19 protein-coding genes are annotated in these 22,503 nt (G+C 54.0%); 7 read left to right on the top strand and 12 right to left on the bottom strand.

Features of this window, described 5'->3' with window-relative positions; translation table 11 throughout:
* The first annotated feature begins 15 nt into the window (after positions 1 to 15).
* A complete protein-coding gene (locus HUN04_10180; GenBank protein WDP90057.1) occupies positions 16 to 741 on the top strand; it encodes a transporter substrate-binding domain-containing protein in 726 nt (241 codons plus the stop codon).
* Between the two features lie 67 nt (positions 742 to 808).
* Positions 809 to 1,825 (top strand): hypothetical protein, encoded by a 1,017-nt coding sequence (locus HUN04_10175; protein ID WDP90056.1) that lies wholly within the window; start codon positions 809 to 811, stop codon positions 1,823 to 1,825.
* Positions 1,826 to 1,952: 127 nt separating this feature from the next.
* Here the strand turns inward: HUN04_10175 and HUN04_10170 are convergent, their stop codons facing one another.
* From HUN04_10170 to HUN04_10155, 4 genes are all read right to left on the bottom strand, one after another.
* Positions 1,953 to 2,753: a dihydropteroate synthase gene (locus tag HUN04_10170; GenBank protein ID WDP90055.1), complete on the bottom strand. Its 801-nt coding sequence runs from the start codon at positions 2,751 to 2,753 to the stop codon at positions 1,953 to 1,955.
* 123 nt (positions 2,754 to 2,876) lie between these two features.
* Positions 2,877 to 3,509, bottom strand: a complete 633-nt coding sequence (locus HUN04_10165) for a corrinoid protein (GenBank protein ID WDP90054.1) — start codon at positions 3,507 to 3,509, stop codon at positions 2,877 to 2,879.
* 10 nt (positions 3,510 to 3,519) lie between these two features.
* Entirely contained in the window at positions 3,520 to 4,941 is a 1,422-nt protein-coding gene (locus tag HUN04_10160; GenBank protein ID WDP90053.1) for a trimethylamine methyltransferase family protein, read from the bottom strand.
* A gap of 59 nt (positions 4,942 to 5,000) precedes the next feature.
* Entirely contained in the window at positions 5,001 to 6,500 is a 1,500-nt protein-coding gene (locus HUN04_10155; GenBank protein WDP90052.1) for a BCCT family transporter, read from the bottom strand.
* A gap of 399 nt (positions 6,501 to 6,899) precedes the next feature.
* On the opposite strand from HUN04_10155, the gene HUN04_10150 reads away from it, so the two are divergent.
* The gene (locus HUN04_10150; protein ID WDP90051.1) at positions 6,900 to 8,036 is read left to right on the top strand and encodes a hypothetical protein; all 1,137 of its coding nucleotides are present in this window, start codon (positions 6,900 to 6,902) and stop codon (positions 8,034 to 8,036) included.
* On the opposite strand, the gene HUN04_10145 is transcribed toward HUN04_10150, so the two are convergent.
* Positions 8,026 to 9,501 (bottom strand): sigma 54-interacting transcriptional regulator, encoded by a 1,476-nt coding sequence (locus tag HUN04_10145; protein WDP90050.1) that lies wholly within the window; start codon positions 9,499 to 9,501, stop codon positions 8,026 to 8,028. The genes HUN04_10150 and HUN04_10145 overlap by 11 nt on opposite strands.
* A gap of 75 nt (positions 9,502 to 9,576) precedes the next feature.
* Entirely contained in the window at positions 9,577 to 11,190 is a 1,614-nt protein-coding gene (locus tag HUN04_10140; GenBank protein ID WDP90049.1) for an amidohydrolase family protein, read from the bottom strand.
* A gap of 122 nt (positions 11,191 to 11,312) precedes the next feature.
* Here HUN04_10140 and HUN04_10135 point away from each other — a divergent pair, with 122 nt between their 5' ends.
* Positions 11,313 to 12,179, top strand: coding sequence for an NAD(P)-dependent oxidoreductase (locus tag HUN04_10135; GenBank protein ID WDP90048.1), 867 nt, complete (start codon positions 11,313 to 11,315; stop codon positions 12,177 to 12,179).
* A gap of 70 nt (positions 12,180 to 12,249) precedes the next feature.
* On the opposite strand, the gene HUN04_10130 is transcribed toward HUN04_10135, so the two are convergent.
* The 5 genes from HUN04_10130 to upp form a co-directional block, all read right to left on the bottom strand.
* Positions 12,250 to 13,161 (bottom strand): DMT family transporter, encoded by a 912-nt coding sequence (locus tag HUN04_10130; protein ID WDP90047.1) that lies wholly within the window; start codon positions 13,159 to 13,161, stop codon positions 12,250 to 12,252.
* A 106-nt stretch (positions 13,162 to 13,267) separates the two neighbouring features.
* Positions 13,268 to 14,095: an AraC family transcriptional regulator gene (locus HUN04_10125; GenBank protein WDP90046.1), complete on the bottom strand. Its 828-nt coding sequence runs from the start codon at positions 14,093 to 14,095 to the stop codon at positions 13,268 to 13,270.
* A 62-nt stretch (positions 14,096 to 14,157) separates the two neighbouring features.
* A complete protein-coding gene (locus HUN04_10120; GenBank protein ID WDP90045.1) occupies positions 14,158 to 14,343 on the bottom strand; it encodes a hypothetical protein in 186 nt (61 codons plus the stop codon).
* 89 nt (positions 14,344 to 14,432) lie between these two features.
* On the bottom strand, positions 14,433 to 15,680 hold the full coding sequence (locus HUN04_10115; protein WDP90044.1) for a uracil-xanthine permease: 1,248 nt from the start codon (positions 15,678 to 15,680) through the stop codon (positions 14,433 to 14,435).
* A 62-nt stretch (positions 15,681 to 15,742) separates the two neighbouring features.
* Entirely contained in the window at positions 15,743 to 16,369 is a 627-nt protein-coding gene (gene upp, locus HUN04_10110) for a uracil phosphoribosyltransferase (GenBank protein WDP90043.1), read from the bottom strand.
* Between the two features lie 589 nt (positions 16,370 to 16,958).
* Here upp and HUN04_10105 point away from each other — a divergent pair.
* Positions 16,959 to 17,633, top strand: a complete 675-nt coding sequence (locus HUN04_10105) for a hypothetical protein (GenBank protein WDP90042.1) — start codon at positions 16,959 to 16,961, stop codon at positions 17,631 to 17,633.
* A gap of 183 nt (positions 17,634 to 17,816) precedes the next feature.
* A complete protein-coding gene (priA, locus tag HUN04_10100) occupies positions 17,817 to 20,234 on the top strand; it encodes a primosomal protein N' (GenBank protein WDP90041.1) in 2,418 nt (805 codons plus the stop codon).
* Positions 20,235 to 20,251: 17 nt separating this feature from the next.
* On the opposite strand, the gene HUN04_10095 is transcribed toward priA, so the two are convergent.
* Positions 20,252 to 20,743 carry a hypothetical protein gene (locus tag HUN04_10095; protein ID WDP90040.1) on the bottom strand — a complete coding sequence of 164 codons (492 nt, stop codon included), beginning with the start codon at positions 20,741 to 20,743 and terminating at the stop codon, positions 20,252 to 20,254.
* A gap of 202 nt (positions 20,744 to 20,945) precedes the next feature.
* Here HUN04_10095 and HUN04_10090 point away from each other — a divergent pair, with 202 nt between their 5' ends.
* Positions 20,946 to 22,484 (top strand): sigma-54-dependent Fis family transcriptional regulator, encoded by a 1,539-nt coding sequence (locus tag HUN04_10090; GenBank protein ID WDP90039.1) that lies wholly within the window; start codon positions 20,946 to 20,948, stop codon positions 22,482 to 22,484.
* The last annotated feature ends 19 nt before the right edge of the window (positions 22,485 to 22,503 follow it).

The raw sequence follows: 22,503 nt of genomic DNA, 5'->3' as shown, positions 1-22,503 counted from the left end.
ATGGAGGAGACCCAAATGGAAAGAAAGTACTTTATTTTCCTGGCATTGATCATATGTATCCTCTTCTCTTCTTTTGTTCATGGGGCCGAACAAAAACACCTGAATATAAATTGCACGATTCACTCCCCCTATGAGGCATTTTTTTTCCGCTTGGTGGAAGAAATTTGTGCGCGTAATCAAATAACGGTCTCCCGTAACACCCCTCCTGTTGGCCGATCCCTGATTCATGTGAATTCGGGAATTGATGACGGGGACGGCCCAAGGGTGATGGGATTGTCAAAAAGCTACCCGAATCTTGTCTGCGTTACAGAGCCCTTTGGCGAGTTTGTTTTCGGCGCATTTGCCAGGAAGGAAAACATCAGGATCGACGGATGGTCAAGCCTGAAAGATTTGAACCTGGCATATATACACGGGTGGAAAATCTTCGATAACGAGGTGACCGCTGCAAAATCCATTACCAAAGTAAAAAATAAAACGCTGTTGTTTAACCTTCTGGCTGCGGACCGGACGGATATCATTCTCATCACAAAGCTTTGCGGGTATGCCATGATTCAGAAACTCGGGATTGAAGGGGTTCGGTTTGTCGAACCGCCGTTGGCCGTGGTGCCCAACTATCTATACCTGCATAAAAGCCATGAAAAACTGGCATCAACCTTGTCACTGACATTAAAAGAGGTTAAGCAAGACGGCACATATAAGCAGCTTTACGCTGAAATGATTATTCCCTACCTGCCCAATTAAAAAGATGAAACAATTTTTTTCCATTTTTCCGGCAAGCATCATTGCAAAACGATTAATATGGGGGGTCATGCTTTTTGCCGCGTTGGCAATTGTCCTGTTCACGGGGATCATCGGAAGTATTACCTGGTTTAATGAAATACAGGGGTTGGAAAAAAGGTTTGATGAGATAGAAAAAAGCTATTCGGATGTCATTCGAAGAACGCTGTGGGTGGATGACAAAGAAAATCTGCAGGTGATATTGATGGGCATCTGCAGGTTGCCGGGCATCGAATATGCGGATATTCATGGGAAAAATGATATGGTGTGCATGGCCGGCAAACGTGTGGCACACAAAAAGCTGGCCCGTGTCTTCCCCATTGTCCAGGCCTATAACGGCAAGGAATATACACTGGGCCATTTGCATGTCATCGGGAGCCTGGATTATGTCCACCAGAAGATTGTCAAAGCGGTAATCTCCACCGCAGTATCACAGGCGTCCATCATTCTCATGGTCTGTCTTCTGGTCTTGTTTTTGATTTATCGTATCGTCATCGGGCGCTTAATAAAAATAACGGATTATGCCTCTTCTTTATCCTTGGATTCCCTGGGCATGCCCCTGGGCATGACGCCTGAAAAAGGGTCTGCTGATGAACTGAATCATCTGGCTGATGCCATTAATTATATGCAGGCAAATCTGTACCATGCGTTTACCCGCCAGAAAGAGGTTGAGGACAAACTGAAACAACACCGTGAAAATCTGGAAAAGCTGGTGGCGCAAAGGACATCATCCCTTAATTTGACCAATGAAAAGCTCCGGGTGGAAATTGATGAGCGCAAGAAAATCGAAACGGAACGGGAGAAGGTAATTGCGGACCTGAAGCAGGCCCTGGCAGAAATCAAAACCTTGAGGGGAATTATCCCGATCTGTGCCAATTGTAAAAAGATTCGTGATGACCAGGGGTATTGGGAGAAAATTGAGGTGTATATAGAAGAACATTCAAACGCGGATTTCAGCCATGGCTTGTGTCCAAAGTGTGCCGATGAAATTTACGGCGACCAGGATTGGTACATCGAGATGAAAAAGGATCAAAATAAGGAGGATTGAAAGTTCCGGTGCTGCCGGATGAATGGGCGCGGCAGCACCGGAGGGGGAACCGGCAGGGCGCCGGCCGGAAGGACGGCTGTTTTATCCGGCCGGCGCTCGTTGGGTTTTACCTGTCGGGTTGCCCCGTTTAGCTCTCAATGGCGCCGGCGCGGACCCCTTTGAGGTATTCCATGCAGAACTGATCGTGGCCCAGCAGCATGTCGGCTGTTTTGATGGTGGCCATGATCTTTTTGTCCAGCGGGTCAATAATGGCCGAATCCATTCCCGCATCCATCATCAGGGTCACAAAGGTCCGGTTGATGATGTGGCGCTGGGGCAGTCCGTAGGAAATATTGGACAGCCCGCCGGTGATGTGGACTTCCGGGAATTGGGCTTTTATGGACCGTACCGCATCCAGAACCATCATCCCTTTGTTGGAGTCGGTGGAGATGGGCTGGACCAGGGGGTCCACATAGATATTGGCCGTGGGGATGCCGATGCCGTTGAGCTCCTTGACCAGGGTTTTGGCCCGGTCCAGGATGTCGTTGCTGGATTCGGGCATGCCGGCATCGTCCATGCACAGGGCAATGATCTTGCATTCTTTTCCGTCCAGAAAGGGCATCATGGCGTCAAACCGTTCCTTTTCCAGGGAGATGGAGTTGACCATGGGGGTCTGTTTCACCATGGAAAAGGCCATTTCGAGGATGGCTGGATCTGGACTGTCCAAGGCTAATGGGATTGTACAAACGGGTTGTATTGTGTCCAGAAGCCAGCGCATATCCTCTTCCTCATGGCCGATGCGGGCACCGGCATTCACATCTATAAATGTTGCTCCTGCTTCCTGCTGTTTTTTTACATCCTCAATAATATAGTCTGCGTCCCGGTCGGCCACTGCCGCCTGGACCAGTTTTCTTGAGGTGTTGATTCTTTCGCCGATTACTTCAAACATTGTCTCTTCCTTAATTTAAAAAACGCGAGAGGGGGGCAGTGAGGCCCCAAAAGGGTCTCACTGCCCGGTACTCACAACTCATAACTCACGTCTTTAAGTCTTTGTTGTGTAGGACCAAATGGTTTAGTTAATAAAGGACTTGGCCAGTTTGGATGCGGAGCCGGCATCGGCGGCAAAGCCGTCGGCACCGATTTCATCGGCAAAGGCCTGGGTGACGGGCGCGCCGCCTACCATGATTTTAACCTTGTCTCTCAGGCCGGATTCCACAATGGCGTCCACGGTCTGTTTCATGGCCGGCATGGTGGTGGTCAGAAGTGCAGAAAGACAGACGATCTGGGCGTTTTTCTTTTCAATTTCAGCCACAAAGTCTTCCGGGGGAATGTCAACACCCAGGTTGTGTACTTCCAGGCCGGCGCTTTCCATCATCATGGCCACCAGGTTTTTGCCGATGTCATGGAGATCGCCCTTGACGGTGCCGATAATCACGGAACCGGCTGAAGCGCCGCCTTCGTCACCCAGCATGGGCTTGAGAATTTCCACACAGCTGCCCATGGCCTGGGCGGCCATGAGAACTTCGGGGATGAACATGTCGCCGGATTCCATTTTTTCACCGACAATGTCCATGCCGGCAATAAGGCCGTTGTTGAGGATTTCCTGGGCAGGGGTGTCCGCTGCCAGCGCATCGTTTACCAGGGTGGTGAGTGTGGCGGCATCGCAGGATACCAGGGCTTGAGTCATTGCATTAAAATCTGTCATTTTATTCTCCTTATCCGTTTTTACGGTTTTCTACATACTGGGTGAGGGCTTTTTCAATTTCCGGATCAATTTCCGGTTTCTCATAGGTGGCCAGACGCTGGGCAACACGGTCTTCGGCAATGGTGTCAATGGATTTTTTGCCGGCTTTCATCCAGGCTTCGGGGTTCATCCGGCTCATCAGCGTCGGCATGAAAAATTCGGTGCGGCAGAGCTGGAAGGTCTTGGGATGGGTGAGATACTGGCCGCCGATGCCCACTGTCTTAATCACATCCAGGTCGATGGTGTCGTCGGTGAGGGCCAGGGGTTTCTGCATGGCCCGGATCATGCCGCAGGCCTCTTCGTCCACCAGGAATTTTTCAAAGCTCATGGCAATATAGGAGCCCAGGATACCGCAGGCGTGGAGGATGAAGTTGATTCCGCTTCTGGCGGCCGTGGACAGGGCAAGGGCCGATTCGACACCGGCCTGGGCGTCGGTTGCCAGGGCGTCTGTGAGGCCGCCGCCGGAGCGTGAGGGCAGGTTGTAGAACCTGGCCATCTGGGCCACAAGATGAATATTTTTGGACAGTTCCGGGGCACCAATGGACAGGGCGCCGGTTTTCATATCCATGGCAGAGGAGGTGGAACCGTAAACCACGGGGGCACCCGGGCGGACCAGCTGGGCCAGGGTAATTCCGGCCAGGATTTCCGCATTCTGCAGGGCAAGCACCCCGTCCAGGGTTACGGGGCCGGAGCCGCCGGCCATGATCAGGGAGGCCACCACACAGGCCTGGTTGTTCTTGGCCAGCTGGATCAGGGAGCCGATCATTTCGTCGGCAAACTGCAGGGGTGACAGGGAGTTGATCAGGGAGACGGACACGGTCTTGTCCATGATTTCGTCTTTGATACCGAAAAGGATTTTTGCCATTTCAATGCCGTCTTTGGCTCCCTGCTTGGAAGCGGGACTGCCCATGAAGGGTTTGTCGCAGAGCAGCATATTGGAAAGGTTCAGGTCCAGGTGGACGGTCTCGTGGGGCATGTCCGACGGTTCCACCATCATCCAGCCGTTCATGTCGATGAAGGGAGAGGTCTGGATGAGCTTGCAGAAGTTGTCGTAATCTTCCATGGTGGCCTGGCGCTGGTTGCCCTTGGCATCCATGACAAATGGGGCGCCGTAGCCGGGAAGGAATACGAAATCGTCCTCTCCGATTTCCACGCTTTTTTCAGGGTTGCGGGCATGAACGGTAAAGCGCTTGGGGCAGGTTTCCAGGGCCTTTTGGATCTGGGCCTCTTCAAAGAATACCGTTGTCCCTTCCACTTTAAACCCGTTGGATTTGAAAATTTCCAGGCCCTCGTCATCGTTAAAGGCTACGCCGGTGTTTTTTAAAAGGTCCATAGCGGCGTCATGGATTTTTTCCATCTGGGACTGCGTCAGTTCCTGCATGCGGTCATACATAATTTTGTCTCCTTTGAGTCAGCATTAGCGGGGGTGGGAAGCCCCCGCCTTTCCGGTATTTATTGGTTGTTTTCTTTTTTATACTGGTTCAATCCCTTGAATGTGCCGTAAAGGACCATGAGCAGCAGGAACATCAGGGGAAAGGCCGTTGCAATGGATGCGGTCTGAATGGCCTTGAGGCTGCCTCCGCCGGCCAGCACGGCGGCCACGGCGCCCAGGGCAATGCCCCAGAAGGCCCGCAGGTTCCGGCCCGGGTTCTCATGGCCGGATACGAACATGGCCAGGGAGATGGCGGCGGAGTTGGCGCTGGTCAGGAAAAAGGTGCCGATGAGGAAAATAAGGGCCACGGCCAGGATGCCGGTCATGGGCAGGTTCTGGGCAATGGCGAAAATGGCGCTTTCCACACCGTGTTCGTTAAGGGTTTTGGTGACATCATAGTGGATGCCGGCGCCGCCCACCACCCCGTACCAGAGGAAGTTGCCCAGGGAGGGGAGAATCAGGCTGGCGGCCACGGTTTCACGGATGGTCCGGCCCTTGGAAATACGGGCGATGAATACGGCCACAAAGGGGGCCCAGCTCATCCACCATGCCCAGTAGAATACGGTCCATGAACCGATCCAATTGCCTTCGTATCCGGGGCCTGTGAACAGGCTCATGGGGATGAAGTGGAGCAGGTACTGCCCCAGGGAGTTGGTGGTCAGGTTAATGAGGAAGATGGTGGGGCCGAAGATAAGGACAAAAAACCATACCGCAACAAATACGTACATGTTGATGTCGCCGATGAGTTTTACCCCTTTTTCAATCCCCGTGTACACGGAGACGGTGAAAATGGCGGTGAGGACGCCGATGATGATGTAGGTGGCACTTGGCCCCAGGGCCAGGCCGTACTGGAATTTGAGGCCGGCGGAGAGCTGGAGGGCCACAAAACCGGTGGTGGTGGCCAGTCCGCCCAGGGTGGCGAATACGGCGAAGATATCCAGGACCTTGCCCCAGGTGCCGTGGATTTTATCCCCGATCACATAGTAGAAAGCAGAAGAGAACCGCAGGGGCAGGTTTTTGGTAAAGCAGGCATGGGCCAGGGCGATGGTGAGCATGGCATAGATGGACCAGGCGCTCAGTCCCCAGTGGAAAAAGGAATAGGTCATGGCATTGGCCCCGGTCTGGGGGGTCAGGGCCTCTCCGCCGAAATAGGGCGGCGGGCTCATATAATGGTAGGCCGGTTCGGCAGGGCCCCAGAAGACGATGCCGGCGGCGATGGCTGAGCCGAAGAGCATGGCGAACCACGAAAAATTGGAGAATTCAGGCTTGTCGCCGGGAAGGCCCAGCTTCATATTGCCGTATTTGTTCCCCATAAGGGCAAAGCAGCCGCCCACTAAAAGAACGACGGTGAGCAGGTAAAGCCATCCCCATTTGGTGGTGGTCCAGCTGAAAACGGCGTTGATAACGGTTGTCATATTCTCGGGAAAAATAACACTCCAGAGAACAAATAATACGGTAACTGATGCAGAGACCCAGAATACCAGCGGGTCAAAAGGTTTGGTTGGGGCGGTTTGGTTCAACGGTCTAACTCCTGTGCAAATGATGTTTACTCAAATGCCGGTCGGCTTGTCTGCCTTCCCGGGGTTCCGCCATAAAGATTGCAGGTTGCATACCATCATCAATGGGATAAGACGAAAAAATGTATAACCATATAATATTGTTATGGTTTATTGCGGGTTTAACCTGGCCGGGGCATCCGGTTCTGATCGGTTTATCGTCGATATGAAAAAAAATTTTCGGTTCCCCCTTAGGGGAAGAGACAAAAAATTTTCATTAGAAAATAATTTGTCTCTCCGGCCGGGGGGATCGACGAAAAATTATCTGTTGAACCTGCCTGGCATGAAAAAAATTGATATTTTTTCCTCCTGGTATAAAATGGAATCAGGTTGAGAATGTGATCGGAACCATGAGGAGACCCTATGATACCTGTGAGGGATAAGGTATTGGCCTTATCTTTTTTATTTATATGTATTGCCTTTGGCCTGTGTGCCTGGATGACCGCAAAGACCTTGGCTGCCGAGGGCAGGACCCTGGCCGTGTTGATGCTTTCAGGATTTGGCATTTTGATGTTCCTGGTTTTTGGTGCGATTCTGATCCGGGATAACAGGATCAGGGCCCGCCGGGCCACCGCCTCAGAAACGGCCGAGCCTGAAACGGCCGCCTGCCGTGACGCCGAAGGTGCCAGCCGGACCCTTTCACACGATCTGGCCGTTTTGCCCGGGATGCTGGCCGGGATACAGAATACGGCGGAGCACAGCCGGAACCGGTCCAATGATATTTTTTCTTCAGCGGAAATCGTCCACGGCAACATCCGCAGGGTCTCCGAATTTATGCGGCAGGCGTCAAAAAATCTCATGTCCATCTCAGGGGCGGCCGACGGAATCACAGAAACCATTGATAATATTGCCGGGAATTCGGAGCACGCCAAAGCCGTTACCCAGGAGGCCGTGGCCCAGACCCTGAATACCACTGAAAAAGTGGCGGAGCTGGGGGCGGCCGCCAATGAGATTGAGACGGTGGCCCATACCATTAATGAAATTTCGGAGCAGACCAATCTTCTGGCATTGAACGCCACCATTGAGGCGGCCCGGGCCGGGGAGGCCGGCAAAGGGTTTGCCGTGGTGGCCAACGAGGTCAAGGCCCTGGCCGGGCAGACCGCAGAGGCCACTGAAGATATCCGGAAAAAAGTGGATCATATCAATGCCGTTACCGCAGAAACCGTGGCGCAGATCGAGCAGATTTCCCGGATTATCGGGGACGGCAATGAGATGGTAACCTCCATCGCCGATGCCGTTGATAAACAATCCGTTTCCACCCGCAAGATTGCCGAAAATGTCGGGGAGACCTCCCAAGGGGTGTCAGAGGTCAGCGGAAAGGTCAGCGCCAACCTTGAATTTGTTGCCGGCATACTTGAAGGGATCCGGGAGGTGGAAAACCAGTCCCGGGACCTGGCCCGGGAGACGGACCGGGTGATCCGGTTCAGTGAGGACCGGATGGCCCAGGCTGAAGAATTAATAAAGATTCTGGCACCCGGCCCGGGCCGGTCTAACGCATAAAATCGACGCGGCGCAATCCCAGCTTTTTCAGCTTGTAGTGGAGGAGCTGTCGCGAAATGCCTAGTATTTCTGCTGCCCGGGTCACATTGCCCGCAGCCTTTGTCATGGCGGCTTTTACGGCGGTTTCTTCCCGCTGCTTCTGGGTCCGGGTAAAGTTTTCGGGCGGTTCTGCCGCCTCGTGGACCGGGAGTTGGGGCGGTTGGGTTATCATGGTGATTGCCGGGTCCATGCATTCGGTATCCATGTGTTCCAGGCAGTCCAGCCCCGGGCCGAAATGCTGGATGCCCATGGCTTCATCCTGGCCCGCCATATTCATGGCCCCCTCAATGAGATGTTCCAGTTCCCGTATATTTCCGGGCCACCGGTAGGCCATGAATAATTCCATCACTTCCCTTGAAATGGATTTTACATTGGTACCCAGGCGGGTATTGTATTTTTTGATGAAATGACCGGCCAGTTCCTCCATGGTGTCCAGGCGCTGCCTCAGGGGCGGCAGCTTCACCATGACCACCCCCAGACGGTAGTACAGGTCGGTGCGTAATTTTTCTTCCCGGATGGCCGTTCTCGGATCCTGGTTCACCGAGGAAATTATCTTTACATCCACCCGGGTTTCCTTGAGAGAGCCCAGACGCCTCACCCGTTTGTCCTGGAGTGCCCGGAGCAGTTTGGCCTGGAGATCCACAGGCATGGCCAGCAGTTCGTCCAGGAAAATGGTGCTGCCGTGGGCCATTTCAAAAAGGCCGGGTTTATCCAGGGCACCGGTGAACGCCCCGCGGCTGGTGCCGAAAAGCATGCCCTCCAGCAGGTCATGGGGGATGGCCGCGCAGTTGACGGCCACAAATTTCTGGTCCCGGCGGGGGCTGTGGTTATGGATGGCCTGGGCAACCAGTTCTTTGCCCGTGCCGGTTTCCCCCTGGATCATGATGGGGGATGCCGAATCCGCTGCTTTTTTGGCAATGCCGATCACCTTTTTCAGCCAGTGGCTTGAGCCGATGATATCTGAAAACCTGAACCGGGTGCCGTTGCCCAGGTCCGTGTGAAAGGGCTCTCTCGGGGGCATGGGGGTGGAGCGGCGCAGGCGTTCGTAATCTTTGACAAAGCAGATGGCCCCGTTGACTTTTCCGGTTTTTGTATACAGGGGATAGGCAGAGGTAATGGAGTTGACCACCTTGCCCGCGGCGGTACGGTAGAAAAAGGTTTTGTTTTTGATTGAGGCATTGTGAATGATGCTTTGCATCACCAGGGAGGTGCGCCGGTTCAATTCGTAGATCTGGGTAACCTTCATGCCCATGGCCTCTTCGGCGGGAATGCCGTCGATTTTGGCCTGGGCACGGTTGTAAAAATGGATGGTGCCCCTCCGGTCCGTAATCATTACCCCGTCGTCCAGACGGTCCAGCACCGAAAGAAAATCAATCCCCTCCACATCCAGCAGCGGCGGGGCAGACGGGTTGTTTCTCAATACCATGGCAATTATCCTGAATTAAAACATCGTTTTTCGGCTGAGCATAGCACAATCTTCCCGAAGGGCACAATGCCAGGTTTATTCGAGGAACCGGCCCGCCCTGAGGCCGGTGTCAGCCCTGCCCCCTTCAACCACTTTGGTGCCGTTGATAAAAACAATTTCAATGCCGGAGGGGCGGGCGTCGGTGCGGTCCAGGGTGGTGTTGTCCCTGACCTGCTCCCAGTCAAAAACGGTGATGTCGGCTGCCTTTCCCTTTTCCAGGGTTCCCCTGTCCCTTAGATTGAACCGGGCGGCGCTGGCCCCGGTCATTTTGTGTACCGTTTTTTCCAGTGTCAGGGTCTGTTTTTCTCTGGCGGACTGGAGGAACCGGGGGAAACACCCGTAAACCGCCGGGTTCTGGAGGCCGTCGGGCTCGGCCCAGGCATCCGTCATGAACAGCGAGGCCGGGTGGGCGGCCAGGGCGTCGACAATTTCGGGATTGGTGTATTTGTGCATGATCACCCTGGCATTTCCGCGGCTTTCCCGGACAAAATCCATATAATTCTTGAAGGGGGATACCCTGCGGGCCTTTGCAATGTCCGAGAGGAACATGCCGTTGAACTTTTCAAAGGGCGGGTGAAGGGCCGATGCGATCTGGATATCCTGGAATCCGAACCCCAGCAGGCGGAAGGAGAGGGCGGCCAGAATGCGTACCCGGAAAATCATGGCAGGGTCTTCATAGCTGCCGGGGGCTTTGGCCATGAACCAGTCCGGCAGCAACACGGTGATCACCGAGGCGCCGCAGTGATAGGCGTAGGTGTCCAGGCCCACATCAAGGCCCTGGGACCGGGCCTGGTCAATGAGGGCCATGGCCCTGTCAAAGGTTTTCCAGCTTTTTTGTCCCACAAAGATCATATGGGAGAGCTGGAGTTTCACCCCTGTTTCCCGGGCCAGGTCCAGGGCCTCTTCCAGGGCGATGAGGTTGTGGGGTTTGCCCAGGGGGATGACCGGATATGTGGCCGAAACCGAGGAATAGGCCTTGAGGTGGATGGTGACAATTTTATCCTTAGACCGGACCCGCTCGGCAATTCTACGGATCTCTTCTTTTTGGGAAAAGAGTCCAGGGGCGTACTGGAGACCAAAGGAGACCCCCTTGGCCCCCTGGTCCATGGTTGTTTCCAGCAGCCTGAGAAGCCGGTCCATTCTTTCCTGGGAAAGGGGGGCGGGGTCCCAGGCGCACAAAGAGGCCCTGGCAGTGCCGTGTCCGGCCAGGACGGCCAGGTTGTGGGTCATTCCCCTGGATTCCAGTACCTGCCTGTAGCTGGACAGGGAGTCCCACTCCAGTTCCGGCGTACCGGCCCGGAATAGGTTGTTCTCTTCAATGAAGGGTTTATGGGGGGAGCCCGCTTCAAGGCCGGCGGCGGCAAATCCGCAGTTGCCGCCGATGAAGGTCGTGATGCCCTGTTCCGTGAAGGGGGTGGTGAAGCCCGGGCGCTCCTTGGCCATGAACCAGTCGTTGTGGGAGTGCATATCGATGAAGCCCGGGGCAATGATTCTCCCGGTGCAGTCTATGCAGTCCGCGTCTGCAGAAATGGCCGAAGGTGAGACGGCCGCGATCCGGTCTCCTTTGATGAGCAGGTCGCCTGTATATTTTCCGGTGCCGGTACCGTCCACAATGGTACCGTTTTTCAGCAAAATCTTCTTTTCGGACATTTTTGCCGCCTCCTTTCGGGTGCCGGTTGGGATAGAATCTCCAATATTGATAAAAGCAGCAAAACCTGTCAATAATGAATTCAGCCGGAATATAAAATTCAAATCTGATGATGAGGAAACGTATGAGTGAAAAAACAATTGGATTTATCGGGCTGGGGGTGATGGGGCATTCCATGGCCGGCCATCTTTTGGATGCCGGATACAAGATGCAGGTCTACACCCGGACAAAGAAAAAGGCCGAGGCCCTGGTCGCCAGGGGAGCGGTATGGGCCGATTCCGTGGCCGGCCTGGCCGCGGCATCGGATGTGGTGGTTTCCATTGTGGGATACCCGGCCGATGTGGAACAGATTTACCTGGGACCGGAGGGTGTCCTGGAAAACGCAGGCCAGGGCACCCTGGCCATTGACATGACCACCTCGGACCCGGCCCTGGCGGAAAAGATATGGCAGCAGGGCAGGGAAAAGGGTGTGGCCGTGCTGGACGCCCCGGTTTCCGGCGGGGACCTGGGGGCAAAAAATGCCACCCTTTCTATCATGGTGGGGGGGGATGAGGCTGATTTCACTGCGGCATTGCCCGTGCTGGAGGTTATGGGGAAAAATATCGTGTTCCAGGGCAAGGCCGGTGCCGGGCAGCACACAAAAATGGCCAACCAGATCGCCATTGCGGCGGGCATGGTGGCTGTTTGCGAATCCCTGGCCTATGCCAAGCGGTCAGGCCTGGATCCGGAAACCGTGCTGGAAAGCATCGGCCAGGGCGCCGCAGGCTCCTGGTCCCTGAACAATCTGGGGCCCCGGATTATCAATGAAGATGACCGCCCCGGTTTTTTCATCAAACATTTCATCAAGGATATGGGCATTGCCAGGTCTGCGGCCAAAACCATGAAACTGGAAACCCCGGGCCTGGATCTGGCCTATTCCTTGTATAAGAAATTGGAAGAGCTGGGGCTGGAGGACAAGGGCACCCAGGCCCTGTATAAATTATTCGAGTAAACGGGCGCTTTTTCAGGGCCCGCCGGACTGTTTTGAGCGGCTGTTATGGCCGGTGGCTTTGTTTGAACCCTTACGCCTTCTGGCTGATACAGACACCGGCACCCACGATCAGAGCGCCGGCAATCTGACCGGGCCCCAGGGTTTCTCCCAGCAGGGTCCATCCCAGGAATACGGCCACGGCAGGGACCAGGTTGATAAATACCGAAGCCCGGGTGGCCGGCATGCGGGAGATGGACCAGTTGTATAGCCCGAATGCCCCGACGGAGGCAAATACGCCGAGCAGTATCAGTGCACCGATCAGATCCGGGCGACACATGACCTGGGGGGTATCAATGATGTGGCGTATGCCGGGGGAAAAAAAGACCAGGCCTGTAGCAAACTGCATGGCCGTGAGGGTCCAAGGGCTGTATTTTCGGCTCAAGCCTTTGACCAGGAGCATATTGCCTGCCGCGCAGACCATGGCGGCAAATTCCATGCTGTTTCCGAGTATGGGGTCTTCGCCGGACAGCCCTGAATTTCCGCACAGGGTGAGGACCGTCACCCCGGCCACTGAGGTCGTCAGCCCCAGAATAATTTTTCCGTTGATTTTTTCAGAGAAAAAGACCCATGCGCCCAGGGCCACCAGAACCGGAACCGAGGCAGAGATGACCCCGGCCTGGGATGATGTGGTCAGTTTCAGGGCATTTGACTCAAGGAGAAAATAGAGGCAGGGCTGAAACAGGACCATGGGAATTATCTGTTTCAGGTCCCGGCGGTCCAGGGTGGCGGGCTTTAACCGGTGCATAAAAGGCGCCATGATCAGGCAGGCAATGACCATTCGGCAGAACATCACGGCCTGGGGATGAAGCAGCTGTACGGCAACCCGGCTGGCCGGAAAGGATGCCCCCCAGAATACAACCGTGGCCGTAAGTGCAAAATATGGGAGCAGTTCGGCCGTTGCCATGGCCTTTTGGGGTGAAGTATTTTTTATTGTGTTTTCCATTTGTCCTCCTTGGGTGTTGCAGCAATTTGGATCGAATCATACCTCGTCCGTCAGAATGGGTATTGCAAAAAAATGCCCGGTGTGGAGGGGGCGGGTCGGGGCCGGATTAATGTTGTGCCAGGTATTGCTTTGGGGTGGCGCCGAGGTAACGGCGGAAGGTGTTTGAAAAATGGCTTTGGTCGGTGAAACCTGTTTCCAGCGCGACCTGGGCAGGGGGCATGCCGCCCGTCAGCAGGCCTTTGGCCGCTTCCAGTCGTTTGAGGGTGCGGTAAAGGTGGGGGGAGATGCCGGTTTCCCGTTTGAATGTCCGTAAAAAATGGTACCGGCTCAGGCCCACGTTTTGGGCCACTTCTGCCAGGGTGAGCTTTTGGTCCAGCCGGCCGGAAAGCAATTCCCGGGCCTGGATGACAGGCTGGTGTCTCAGGCGGTTTCCCCTGTCGTTCCCGTTATTCCGTCCGTATCTGGAAAGTATAAAGTGACATGCCGATACCAGCAGGGCTTCTTTTTCAAGGGGGTCCCGGCTGGTAAGGAGGGTGGCGAAGAGGTGTTGAAGCAATGCGGTGACAATGGGATTCCTGAGCACCGATGCCGTGAACTCCGGTGCGGCGCTGCCGGCAGGCCCCATCCCCCTGGCAAGGGAGGCCATGGCAGGGAGGGAAAGATAACAATTGGTGTATCCTATCCGTCCGTTGTTCACGGGAATGCCTGAGTGAATCTGGCCGGGGTTGAGCAGGGTGATTCCGCCGGGGCCGGCCACTGCCTCGCTCTGGCCTTCGCCCAAGCAATAACAGGTTCCTGAAGTAACCAGGCTGATAATGTACAGATCGTCGTGGTAATGGAGGGGAAACCTGTGGCGGCTGTTGACGGCACGGCAGATGTCAATGCCGGGCAGGGCCGGATCGCGGTGGTATATGACATCTGTTTTAGGCTTCATGCCTTAATTATAGTAAGTTTTCAGGAAAAGTATTGTAAAAAATTGCGGCGGCCTTTGAAATATTATGGGGAGTCTTTTTTTTTCAGGGCGGCCAACTTGCCCGCGAGTTCTTCGTATTCGTCTTCGTAGTCCATCAGCTCCATCATGATTCCGGGCTTGGCCGAATGGGCCGGGAGCCGGTCCCGGGTCTCTTTAATCCGTGTCTCAAGCTCGGCCATCCGTTTTTTTATCTCAGCGATTTGGTTCATTACAGAAAGCCTCCTGCTGAAAATAAAACATCCCCGGATAAAAATGTATCCGGGGATGTGTTTAGTTTAAACCATTTGGGGAACCCTTGTTATTCCCTTGATTTTGGCAGCACCAGGTTCAGGGTGACGCCAAGGATGCCGGCAAGGCCGATGCCCTGGAGCTGGAACTGGCCGGCGGAAAAACTCATGCCGCCGATGCCGAAGATCAGGATCAGGGCAACGATGGCAAGGTTCCGGGCTTCCATGAGGTCATCCCCGGATTTGACCAGGGTGTTCAGGCCCACCACCATGATGGCACCGAAAAGCAGCAGCATGATGCCGCCCATGACCGGTGCCGGGATGGTTTGCAGCAGCGCACCGAGCTTTCCGACAAAAGCCAGGAGCATGGCAGCAATGGCCGCCCAGGTCATGATGGCCGGGTTGAACATCTTGGTCAGGGCAACGGCGCCGGTAACCTCCGAGTAAGTGGTGTTCGGGGGACCGCCCAAAAAGGAGGCCAGGGAGGTGGCCAGGCCGTCTCCCAGCATGGTGTTCTGAACCCCGGGGTCCTTGAGGTAATCTTTGCCGGTTACCCCCGATATGGCCACCACATCGCCGAAATGCTCAATGGCCGGTGCAATGGCAATGGGCACCACGTAAAAGATGGCCTCCAGGTTCCACTCGGGAAGGACAAAATCCGGCACGGCAAACCAGGCGGCGTTCCCCACCGGAGCAAAATCAACAAATCCGAAGCACAGGGCAAGCACATATCCCACTGCGATGCCGCAGAGGATGGGAATGAGCCTTAAAATGCCTTTGCCCAGAATGGAGACCAGGATGGTGGTGGCAAGGGCGGAGAGTCCCACGGTCATTGCCTTGGCCTGGGGGAAAAGCACAATGGCCCCGTCTCCGGTTTTTCCCATGGTCATATGGACGGCCACCGGGGCCAGAATCAGCCCGATAACCATGATGACCGGCCCTGTGACCACCGGCGGGAGGACCCGTTTGATAATGTCGCTGCCCTGCCATCTGACCAGAAGGCTTAAAAGGATATACACCACGCCGGCGGCGGCCAGGCCGCACATGGTGCCGGGAATGCCCCAGGTCTTCACCCCGTAGATGATGGGGGCGATAAAGGCAAAGGATGAGGCCAAAAATACCGGCACCTTGCCCCGGGTAACGATCTGGAAGACAATGGTGCCAAGACCGGCTGTGAACAGGGCCACGTTGGGGTTGAGCCCGGTGAGCAGGGGAACCAGAACAAGGGCGCCGAAGGCCACAAAGAGCATCTGGGCACCCAGGAAACAGTCTTTCACCTGGAAGTTGTAGTCGGTTGACGAGGGGGAATTCTGCGACATCAGTTTTTTCCTTTTCCTGTTTGGGTTGGTGTTGTATCAGCTCCGGATTATCCGGTGGGTGCTTATTTGGTACCGAATATTTTATCGCCGGCATCACCCAGGCCGGGCAGGATGTAGCCGACTTCATTGAGGCATTCATCCACGCTGGCGGTATAAATATCCACATCAGGATGTTTCTCTTCCACCTTGGCAATGCCTTCGGGGGCAGCCACAAGGAAGAGTCCCATGATTTTTTTACATCCCGCTTCCTTGAGCAGGTCGATGGTGGCGATGAGGGTGCCGCCGGTGGCCAGCATGGGGTCCACGATCAGGGCGGTCCGCTCTTCCAGGGCGCTGGCGGTTTTAAAATAATACTGCACCGGTTTCAGGGTTTCTTCATCCCTGTAAAAGCCCACAACGGATACCTTGGCAGAGGGGATAAGGTCAATGACCCCGTCCATCATGCCCAGGCCTGCCCTGAGAATGGGAACGATGGTGATTTTTTTGCCCTTGATCTTTTCCACTTCAACTTTGCCGGCCCATCCTTCGATGACGGTTTTTTCGGTCTCAAATGATTTGGTGGCCTCATAGGTCAGCAGCCGGGCCACTTCCGAAGCCAGTTCCCGGAAGTCCTTGGTGCTGATGTTTTTTTCTCTCATGATGCCCAGTTTATGCTTAATCAGAGGGTGTTCCTCTACGTATACAGCCATAGTATGCCTCCTTGTTTTATCAAATTGTGCTGTTGGGTATATCCCGCCAATATTATTGAAAATGGGCGTTTTAGTCAAGAAAATTGTCCGGCTGCACCCGGGTAAACGTCCATGTTCTACAAAGGCAAAACAGATTATGAGTCCTTCTCGTGTATGACATGATGGCCACCGGCCCGATGCTGGGCCAGACCATAAAAACAAAGAGAATTCTCCCGCCCGAATTCAGCACCGGTCTTTGAATGTTGCTATTTTGGGATTATCTTTACATGATCTATAGGATTTGATAGGTGTGTCACATGAGTACCTGTGGAGCCAGATAGGACATCATTCAAAATTTCATTTCATTCGGATCTTTTAGGAATTCATGGGTGAATCCCCTCAGCATTTATTGATCAGAAAAAAAGATGGAAAAGGCGGGACTCCATCCTAATACAAAAGAACCTGCGGATGACTGACATTGCCTAGGGGATTTCCCGTGCTTTTTGTAACGTCTTTAAACCTCATTTCGGTTGAAACGGTGTAACGAGGCTTTTGATGGGGTGAAACCTAAGCAAAGCATGAAGGAGGAAAAATGAAAAACAGATCAGTTTTGTGTGCGGCTATTTTATCCGTATTTTTTTTCCATTTATTTTTATCCCCGGCTATTCTCTCCATAGCGTTCTCGGGGCAGGCTTCTTACGATATTCCCACAAAAATAGATCCCGAGGGCAGATATCTTTTTTTTCTTCACAATTATTATGTGGAAAAAAAAGGCCCTGACGGCGATTGCAGGTACAACGATATTCTGAAGGCTTTTTCGGATAGCGGCTTTGTTGTCATAAGTGAGGTGAGAAAGGGAAAAATCATACCTTGCCAATATGGTTCCAAAGTTGCCCAGCAGATTAATTCACTTCTTGATTCAGGCGTACCGTCCCGGAATATTACGGTTTCCGGACACTCAAAGGGGGGCGTAATCGCGCTTTGCGTGGCTTCGGAGTTGAAGAATGAAAAAATCAATTACGTCATCATGGCGGGATGCGGTATAGCAGGCATACAAAAATATAAGATGTATCCGGATTTCTCAAACCTGAAAGGAAGGATACTCTCTATATACGCAGCTTCCGATACCGTTGCAGGCAGTTGCATCACGGAATTCTCCAAGGCTGCCAAGGGCCTTTCCCATACCGAAGTCGTTCTTGAGAGCGCTGACGGGCACAAGCTTTTTTTCACTCCGGACAAAATATGGCTCTCACCTGTGACGACATGGATCAATAACCAGTATTGAAGTATTCGGCGGTTGAGGCTACAGCCTTAATAAAAGCCATGCCGGCAAGTGTCCCTGCCCTGGGTGACACCCCTGCCTGCCGCGCCAGGGCATCCGCCGTCATCAGAGACGCGCCTGGTATCTCCTCCGGGGCCGGAGAAAAACAGTATTTGAAATTATGTTTAATTTATGCACAATAGGCCCATGGTGAATTCAGATTTTATAGAGGTCGGAGTGACGCTTCCTGTGCGGGGCACCTTTGTTTACAGTATCCCTGAAAAGTTCCGGGACCAGGCCTGCCTTGGGATGCGGGTACTGGTCCCCTTCGGCCGGCGGCGGGTGACCGGATATATTCTCGGGGAACAGGCAGACAGCGGACCTTATAAGGCCCGGGATATTATTTCCCTTCTGGATGACCACCCCCTGTTTCCCGAAACTGATATCCCCTTTTTCAAATGGGTGGCGGATTACTACATCCATCCCCTGGGCGACACCATTAAAACCGCCCTGCCCAAGGGGCTGGAGCAGAAGGATATTTCCTGGGTCTTTGTGACGGATAAGGGGCGCTGCGCCATGGCCGAAGGCAAATTGGCCGATGAAGAAATCCCGTTGATGGAGCAGGTCTGCCGAAAAGAGGGATGTGCCCTCAAATCCCTTGTAAAAAGTGTTGAACCGGCCCTGGTCCGGCGGATGGAAAAAAAGGATTTTATTGTTGTTTCGGCGGTGCTGAAAAAGGAAAGTGCCGGAATAAAAAAAGAGAAATTCATTTCTATTTCAGCGGCATTGCCCACTACATCCATTACCATGTCAAAGAAGCGGACCGAAATCCTTGCCATTGTCCGGGAGGCGGGTGAGATTTCCCTCACCGGTTTAAAGGCCAAGGTGCCCAGCGCGCCCCGGCTGATAAAACCCCTGGCCGAATCCGGATATCTTTCCATCGTTGAACGGCGGGTCTTCCGTGATCCCCTGGGGGATCCGGTGGAGCCGGATACGCCGCCTCAATTGACAACAGAGCAGGCCGCCCTGGTGGCGCAGGTCCGGGAGAACCGAAGCCAGGGGTTTATTCCCTATCTGCTCACCGGGGTCACGGGTTCGGGCAAAACAGAAGTATATATGCGGCTGGCGGCAGATGCACTGGAAAGCGGGCTGGGCGCCATTATCATGGTGCCGGAAATCGCCCTGATCTCCCAGACCGAGCGGCGGTTTAGGGCCCGGTTCGGGGAAAAAATAGCGGTGATTCATTCCATGCTCACCCAGGGGGAACGCCTGGACCAGTGGCGGCGCATCGCATTGGAAAAGGTGAATGTCGTCATCGGCGCCCGGTCGGCCCTGTTTGCCCCCTTGAAAAAAATTGGAATCATCATCGTGGATGAGGAGCATGACAGTTCATACAAACAGGAGTCGGGGCTGCGCTACAATGCCAGGGACCTGGCCGTGGTCAGGGCCAAGATGCACAACTGCCCGGCGGTACTGGGGTCGGCCACCCCGTCGGTGCAGTCTTATCGGAACGTGGTTGCCGGCAAATTCAGGCAGCTTGAGCTGACAAAGCGGGTGAATGACAACCCCCTGCCGGAGATTACCCTGGTGGACATGAAAAAGTACAAGGATGTCTACGGCACCGACCGGATCATCACTCCTGAACTGGGACGGGCGATCCGGACCTGCCTGGAAAAGGGAAATCAGGCGTTGATTTTTCTCAACCGACGGGGATTTGCAACCTTTCCGGCCTGCGGGTCCTGCGGCAAGACCCTGAACTGCCCCTATTGCGATGTGACCATGACCTTTCACAAGGGGGCGGATTATTATAAATGTCATCTCTGCGGCCACAGCGTTGCCGGTGATGTGCGGTGCCCGGAGTGCAAAACAGGCAAAATGAAGAATTTCGGATTCGGTACGGAAAAGGTTGAAACCATGCTGAAAACCCTTTTCCCCGATGCCCGGCTGGCCCGGATGGACCAGGATTCCACCGCCAAAAAGGGCAGTGCCTTAAAGCTGCTGCGCCAGGTCCGTAACCGGAATGTGGATATTATTGTGGGGACCCAAATGCTGGCCAAGGGCCATGATTTTCCCGCCATTACCCTGGTGGGGGTGATTTGCGCCGACCTGTCGCTGAGCCTGCCGGATTTCAGGGCCTCGGAACGGACTTTCCAGCTTCTGGCCCAGGTGGCGGGGCGGGCCGGCAGGGGAAAAGAGCCGGGCAGGGTGATCATGCAGACCTATAATCCGGACCACTTTACCATTGAAGCTTCCAGGAAACAGGATTACCTGGAATTTTTCAACCAGGAGTCCCCCTTCCGGAAAGCCTTGATGTATCCCCCCTTTACCCGGATGATTCAGTTGAAGATTTCAGGAAAGGATGAGCATCGGACCGCCGCACATGCCCAAACGGTGGCACAGGTGCTGAACCGCATGAACACGGCCGATCCCCGGGCCCAGATCCTGGGGCCCATTGAAGCCGCGATCCAGAAAATATCTTCCAGATTCAGGTGGCAGATCCTGATCAAAAGCATTTCTGCCCGCCAGATCAATCAAATGGTGTCGGCCATGGCCGAAGATCCGGAAATCAGCCGGGTGAAGTCGGTGACAGTGGGAATTGACGTGGATCCTTACTTTTTGATGTGATGGTGTCTGAAGGGCCTTTATTCGTTGAGTTTGTTAAAATAAAGATAGGGCCCAAGGTTGTCCAGATGTTTTGTCGAAGTGAACTCGGCAGTCAGAAAATGGCGATTTTTGGCGACGGCCCGAACTTTTTTTGTCACCACAGACTGCATGGCATCGTCCAAAACGAACTCCACTTCAAGGAAACTGCGGGCAGGGACCTTGGTTTCCGTATCCAGTCTCATGGTCAGGCCTTCCGCCGTCATCCGGGTAATGACCATGCGGCCGGTGCCCAGAGTTTTTCCGGTTTTTCCCTTGAGGGTAAATGTTCCGGCCAGGCGGATATCTTTTTTTTGTCCTGCGCGGCTTTCAATGGTCGTCACAAAAGTCTCCCCGCAGTTGCAGGTATATTTTACGCGGGTGAACCGCTTGGTCAGCTTGTATTCGGAAAGCTGAAGGGTTTTGCTCCGTTCACATTGGGGGCAGGTGAGTCTGGCTGTTTCAAGTGGTGTTATTTTTACCCGGTTTTCCATTGAGTCCCTTTTTATATTATATTTATTAACCGAAATATCATAATTCATTTTTTGTGCCAACGCTAAAATCAATTTGATGGAATGCTTAAAAGCCTATATAGTAGGATGATTAAATATCGTTGGATTATTACCTGCGCTGTGTTTATATTTAGATCGCCACTGGTTAAATTTAATTAATAATTGTGAGTAACAGGGGGTTCCCATGACCCATGACGGCAAAGGTCAGGCCCGGCAGGAATATGAATTGTTCAAGGAGCTTGACCCCGATGCCCTGCAGAAAAAATTTTTAAATGCCCTGTTGAAGATTCAGAATGTCCGGCGGGGATCCATCTGGATAAAAAAAGACCAGACCTACGTCTGCGTGGAGGCCGCCGGCGCCGAGAGCGAACATATCAAAGGGGTGGTACTGGAGGCGGACCAGCCTTCGGTGGTGGGCTGGGTTATCGAAAATGGGAAGATGACCATTGCGGAAACCGGGAGTGACCTGCGCCACAACCGGGAGGTCGAGGAAAATTTTTCGGTGAAAAGCAGCCAGATCCTTTGCTTCCCCCTGATCCTAATGGAAAAAGAGGTGTACGGGGCGGTTCAGGTGATTGACACCTCCTGTGACAGAACCGCTCTCAATCTGGATACGGCCTACCTGGAGCCCCTTCAAAATCTTGTGGACATCTGCTCCATTGCCATGAGCAACGCCGTTCTCTATTCTGCTGAGCGGAAAAAAGCCCTTCATTTCAAATCAGTACTCTCAAAGGTCAAAAAGGAAAATGCCATTATCGGTCAGAGCAAGCCGTTTCATAAAAGCATGGCCCTGGTGAACAGCTATGCAGATACGGAGTTTAACGTTCTGATTACCGGTGAAAGCGGCACGGGTAAGGAGTTGGTGGCGGAAAAGGTACACATGGGCAGCAGCCGGGCGGATAAGCCTTTTCTGGTTCAGAATTGCTCTGCCATCCCGGAAACGCTGCTGGAAAGCGAATTGTTCGGGTATGAGAAGGGGGCCTTTACCGGGGCCACCCGTTCAAGGGCCGGGCTGTTTGAGGCGGCGGACAAGGGCACTGTTTTCCTCGATGAGATCGGTGACATGCCCATGAGTACCCAGGCCGCATTGCTGAGGGTGCTCCAGAAAAATGAGATCAAACCCCTTGGATCCAACCGGATCAAGCATGTGGACGTCAGGATTATCGCCGCCACCAATAAAGATATAAAGCAGATGATCCATGAGAATTCATTCCGCCAGGACCTCTATTACCGGCTCTCCGTACTTCCGGTTCATCTGCCCCCCCTGCGGGAGCGGCGGGAGGATGTGCCCCTTCTGGTGAAGCATTTTCTGGCCAAGGAGGCCATGAAGGCGGAGGTCCCTGAAAAGAAAGTCGGCCCCGACACCATGCAGTATCTGGTGTCCTATGCCTGGCCGGGCAATATCAGGGAATTGGAGAATCTGATGCGGTATCTGATGGTCACGGCCCCGGGGGAGGCAATCGGACCGGAGAACCTGCCGGAGCACATCCGGGAGCAGGCCCCTGAAGGAGATGGTCTCGCAGAGATGATACACGGTGAGGACAGTGAATTTTTAATGGATCTCTCCGCCATGACCTGGCCGGAACTCGAAGGCGCCTATGTAAATACGCTGTTGCAGAAATACAATTGGAATATCACATGGGCGGCCAGGGCGTCGGGCATCAACCGGTCGACATTTGCCTCCAGGATGCGGAAACTGAACATCCGCAGGGACCGCCCCTGATACCCCCAGGCGCTTTGAG

The organism is Desulfobacter sp. (genome assembly GCA_028768525.1).
Classification (GTDB): domain Bacteria; phylum Desulfobacterota; class Desulfobacteria; order Desulfobacterales; family Desulfobacteraceae; genus Desulfobacter.
The sequence above is the reverse complement of the archived record's forward strand: the minus strand, read 5'-3'. Positions and strand labels throughout refer to the sequence as shown.